Origin of the sequence: Rhizobacter sp., assembly GCF_031412495.1 — a bacterium.
In the GTDB taxonomy this organism is placed as follows: domain Bacteria; phylum Pseudomonadota; class Gammaproteobacteria; order Burkholderiales; family Burkholderiaceae_C; genus Schlegelella_A.
The window spans coordinates 1-3,785 of sequence record NZ_JANODC010000355.1; the positions used below are offsets into that span (position 1 = coordinate 1).

The following is a 3,785-nucleotide window of genomic DNA, read 5'->3' on the forward strand; positions in this document are numbered from 1 at the left end:
ATCGAGCGACGCGTCGGTGCGGAGCCCGAGCGACTCGGCGCGGGCGAACGAGCAGTCGATCGGCCAGCGGGCGAACTGCGCTTCGATCTGCGGCTGCGGATCGTGGCGGACGCGCGCCGCGGCGGCCGGGTCGACGCGGCCCATGGCCGCGACGATGTCGGCGACCGAGACCGCCAGAGACGGCGCCGTGACGGCGCGGTCGGCACCCAGCCTGGTGGCGTCGACGTCGGCCAGGCGGAGCAGGTTGACCACCGCGCTGCGCAGCGACGTGATCCAGATCGTCGCCGCCGGGCCGACCGGGCAGACGTAGTCGCGGCCGGAGAGCGGTTCGCGGATCAGGTCGCTGTTGAAGGCGGAAAGGGCGCCGTTCGGCGCCGAACGGCGGACGACGACGCCCGCCAGGCGCAGCGAGCGGCCGTCGACGTCGCCGCGCCGACTCGCGTCGTCGATCAGCAGCTCGCTGGTGCGCTTCTGCATGCCGTAGCTGAGCGAGGGTGCCGGCACCGTCGCGTCGTCGATGCGCGCGGGCAGGGGCACGCCGAAGACGGCGATCGAACTGGCATAGACGAGGCGCGGCAACGGGCCGCCCCGCTCGACCTGCAGGCGGCACCGGCGGAGCAGCAGGGTGGTCGAACCGACGTTGACGCGGTGCCCGCCGGCGTAGTCCGCCTCCGTCGCGCCGCTAGGCAGGCCGGCGAGGTGGAAGATGCGGTCGACCCGGCGCGCGAACAGCCCGGCGACGTGCCCGGGGTCGGCGATGTCGCCGTCGCGGCGGTCGGTCGCGCGGACCTCGTGCGCGCTGGCGAGTGCGGCGACCAGGGCGCTGCCGATGAAGCCGTCCGCACCGGTGACCAGGATCCGCATTCAGGCCCCGCCGCTGCCGGCCGTGATCTCGGTCTTCGCCATCCGCTCGACCCAGCGCGCCAGCTCGCTGACGCTGGCGTCGGGCGCGGCGTCCAGCGCGGCGGCGCGCCACAGCTCCTGGCCGACGGCCGAGAGCGGTGCCGGCACGTTCTCGCTGCGCGCCAGCTGCATGGCGATGCCGATGTCCTTGACCATCAGGGCGAGCTTGAACGGGTCGTCGAAGCTGCGGCTGATGACGCGCTGGCGAAGGTGCGTCTGCGAGACCCACGACATCCCGGTCGAGCGGTCGAGCACGTCGACCATCGCCGACGGATCGAGCCCGTAGCGCTTGCCGATCGCCAGGCCCTCGGTGACGGCGAGCAGGTTCATCGCCGTGACCAGGTTGTTGAGGCACTTCATGGCATGGCCGGCGCCGAGCGGCCCGAGGTGGAACACCTCCTTGCCCATCACCGCCAGCAGCGGGCGGACGCGCTCGAGGTCCGCGCTCGCGCCGCCGCACATGAAGACCAGCTCGGCGGCCTCGGCGCCCCACTGCGCGCCCGAGACCGGCGCGTCAACCATGGCCACGCCGGCTGCGCCGAGCAGGCGGCCGGACTCCTCGGTCAGCCACGGCTCCGACGAGGACGTGTCGAGCAGCAGCGAGCCGGGTCGCAGCCCCTCGAGCAGGCCGTGCCGGCCGACGACGAGCTCGCGCACGACGCTGCCGTTCGGCACCATCGTGACGACGACGTCGCACTCCGACGCGAGCGCCGCTGGCGTCGGCGCGACCCGGGCGGTGCGCAGCGAGGCGGCGATCTCCTCGGCGAGGCCGGCGGCGCGGTCGTGGAGGATCACGGCGTGACCGGCGGCGGCGAGGTGCGAGACCATCGGCCGGCCCATGACGCCGAGGCCGATGAAGCCGAGGGTGGCGCTGGCGGAAGGCATGACGTTCAGGGTTAACGAGAGCGCGGCCGGTCGGTGCCAGCCGGCAAGCTACTGTGCCGACGGCCGCCCGGAGCGTCGGAGAACGATACACTTTTCGCTGCTTTCGGCCCGCGCGCCTCAGGAGACGATCCCTATGAAGTCAATTCGCATCATCGCTTCGCTGGCTGCGGCCATCGTTCTCGCCGGCTTCGGCGCCGGCGCCTCGGCGCAGACGACGTTGACGATGTCCAGCTGGGTCCCGCCGACGCACTCGCTGACGCGCGACGTGCTCGCCGCCTGGGCCCAGAACGTCGAGAAGGCGACCAACGGCCGGGTCAAGTTCACCATGCTGCCGAAGCATCCGTCGGCGCCGCAGGGCACCTTCGACGCCGTGCGCGACGGGCTCGTCGACGTCTCCTTCGTGACCGCCAGCTACACGCCGGCGCGCCATCCGCTGCCGCTCATGGCCGAGCTGCCGGGCGCGGGCGCGACCGCCGAGATCAACTCGGTCGCCTTCTCGCGCATCCACTGGAAGTACTTCCAGCCGGTCAACGAATACAAGGGGGTGAAGCTGCTCGGCGTATTCACGCACGGGCCGGGCCAGATGTTCACGGTCAAGAAGCAGGTCACCTCCGTCGCCGACCTCGCCGGCATGAAGATCCGCAGCGGCGGCGGCATCTCGGAAGCGGCGGCCCGGGCCCTCGGGGCTTCGCCGCTGGTCAAGCCGGCGCCCGAGTCCTACGAGCTGCTGTCGTCGGGCGTCGCCGACGGCACCTTCTTCCCGAGCGAATCCATCAAGTCCTTCAACCTCGACAAGGTCGTCAAGTACGCGACCTACTTCCCGGGCGGCTTCTACTCGTCTTCGTTCGGCTTCTTCATGAACGAGGACAAGTGGAACAAGCTGCCGAAGCAGGATCAGGACGCGATCCTGTCCGTCTCCGGCGAAGCGCTCGCAACGCTGGCGGGCCGCTCGTGGGACACCGCCGACCGCGGCGGCATCGACGCCCTCAAGGCGGCCAATGTCAGCATCATCGAAGCCAGCCCGGCTTTCGTCGCCGACGTGCGCAAGCGCACCGAGCCGCTGGTCCAGGACTGGATCAAGTCGGCCAACGCCAAGGGGGTCGACGGCGCCAAGGCCTGGGCCGAGTACCAGGACGAGCTGAAGAAGGTCGCCGCGGCCAAGTGAGCAGTGCGGTCATCAGCCGGCCGCCGGGCGCGGCAGCCGTGCACGTGGGAACGGACGCCGACCCGCGCCCGGCGCTCACGCGCTGCGCCTGGATCCTGGCCGACGAAGGCCACGAGTCCGGGCTCGCCGGCCAGCTGACGGCACGCGGGCCGGCCGACGGCACCTTCTGGACCTTGCCGCTCGGCCTGGCCTTCGACGAGGCCGAGCCGGCGTCCTGGCTGCTCATCGACGACGCCCTCGACGTGCTCGAGGGCGATGGCTCGTTCGGCATTCGCGAGCCGAATCCGGCGACGCGCTTCCACCTCTGGGTCTACCGGGCCCGGCCGGACGTGCGCTCCATCGTGCACACGCACCCGCCCGCGGCGTCGGCGCTCTGCGCCGCCGAGCAGCCGCTCATCGTCGCCCACATGGACGCGACACCGCTGTTCGACGACATCGCCTTCCTGCCCGACTGGCCCGGCCTGCCGACCGCCGATCGCGAAGGCGAGGTGATCGCGGCGGGCCTCGGCGGCAAGCACGCAATGCTGCTCGCCCACCACGGCTTGCTGGCGGCCGGGCGCACGGTCGCCGAAGCGGCGTTCCTGGCGGTGTTCATGGAGCGCATGGCGCGCCAGCAGCTCGATGCGGCCGTCGTCGGTGGGTCGAAGCCCATCGACGCCGGCGAAGCGCGCCGGGCCCGCGACTTCCTGCGCACCGACAGGATCATGAACGCGACCTTCGCCGCCTGGTCGCGCCGCGCCGAGCGACGCCGCGCCGGATGAAGGCCCGCCTCGGCCGCTGGCTCGAGACGGTCCTGGGTGTCACCTCGGCGTCCGTCCTGTTCGTGCTGATG

General features: G+C 72.0%; 4 protein-coding genes. 2 read left to right on the forward strand and 2 right to left on the reverse strand.

Annotation, left to right across the window (positions count from 1 at the left end):
• Nucleotides 1-864 (reverse strand): NAD-dependent epimerase/dehydratase family protein (locus tag AC30N0_RS12975; protein ID WP_489518326.1); only part of this gene is annotated, 864 nt, incomplete at its 3' end.
• On the reverse strand, nucleotides 865-1,788 hold the full coding sequence (locus AC30N0_RS12980; protein ID WP_489518327.1) for an NAD(P)-dependent oxidoreductase: 924 nt from the start codon (nucleotides 1,786-1,788) through the stop codon (nucleotides 865-867). It abuts the gene before it with no gap.
• A gap of 133 nt (nucleotides 1,789-1,921) precedes the next feature.
• Between AC30N0_RS12980 and AC30N0_RS12985 the strand changes: the two genes are divergently transcribed.
• Nucleotides 1,922-2,953: a TRAP transporter substrate-binding protein gene (locus tag AC30N0_RS12985; protein WP_489518328.1), complete on the forward strand. Its 1,032-nt coding sequence runs from the start codon at nucleotides 1,922-1,924 to the stop codon at nucleotides 2,951-2,953.
• On the forward strand, nucleotides 2,950-3,714 hold the full coding sequence (locus AC30N0_RS12990) for an aldolase (RefSeq protein ID WP_489518329.1): 765 nt from the start codon (nucleotides 2,950-2,952) through the stop codon (nucleotides 3,712-3,714). Before AC30N0_RS12985 ends, AC30N0_RS12990 begins: the two co-directional genes overlap by 4 nt.
• Nucleotides 3,715-3,785: the final 71 nt, after the last annotated feature.

Coding starts and splice junctions, on each gene's coding strand:
- AC30N0_RS12985 (WP_489518328.1), top strand. CDS start 1,922: ATGAAGTCAATTCGCATCATCGCTTCGCTGGCTGCGGCCATCGTTCTC.
- AC30N0_RS12980 (WP_489518327.1), bottom strand. CDS start 1,788: ATGCCTTCCGCCAGCGCCACCCTCGGCTTCATCGGCCTCGGCGTCATG.